Origin of the sequence: Mesorhizobium sp. M7A.F.Ca.CA.003.01.2.1, from assembly GCF_003998945.1 — a bacterium.
GTDB classification, from domain to species: Bacteria; Pseudomonadota; Alphaproteobacteria; order Rhizobiales; family Rhizobiaceae; genus Mesorhizobium; species Mesorhizobium ciceri.
Genome location: NZ_RZRA01001561.1, coordinates 1 through 618 on the forward strand (window position 1 = coordinate 1; position 618 = coordinate 618).

The 618-nt window shown below is 63.6% G+C and carries 1 pseudogene; it reads right to left on the reverse strand.

Going from position 1 to position 618, the window contains the following annotated elements:
* Positions 1-6: 6 nt before the first annotated feature.
* Positions 7-618, reverse strand: a pseudogene (locus tag EN969_RS34190) (DNA primase); the annotation flags it as partial.

Sequence of the window (618 nt, forward strand, 5' to 3'; positions counted from 1 at the left end):
TTCCAACTAAGCTCGCCCTGCCCTGCCCGAGGAGACGCCAAACCCTTCGATCAGCGCTTCCGTGGCTTGCACATCCTGGAATTGCGCCTGAATTTCGATCAGGTGCCGGTAGTTTTCGTCTGTGGGATCGGTGGCGAGCGCCGCTTCCGCCTGTTTCAGTTCCTTATGTAAGGTGCGCGCGCTGCGCTGCAAGTGCAGCGCCTGGCTGAAAGCATCGCGGGCATCTTCAAGGGCGGCGGTCTCCAGCGCCGGCCATTGCCGCATCCGCCGGATCAACCCGACGGCCCGCTCCCAGATCTCGGCGCAGCCGGCGCGTTCGATCGTCGCAATCACCGCCTGCCGGTCATTGGCCATGTCATGCGCCATTGCATCGAGGATTGCCGCATGCAGCCGCCTCAGATCGGAGTTGGCGAGATCGAGAAACTCGATATGGGCGAAATTCTCGTCGATCAGTGCCGGATGGTTGACCAATGCGACGATGATCGTCGCCTCGCGCACCGACATCCCCTCGCCGCCGCGTTTGACCAAAGCCGACTGGCCGAGACTTTCGGTGATCGCAATGCGGCCGCCACCGCTCTTGGCGAACTGCCCGCCGGGAGCGGCTGCCTTGCCCTGGCC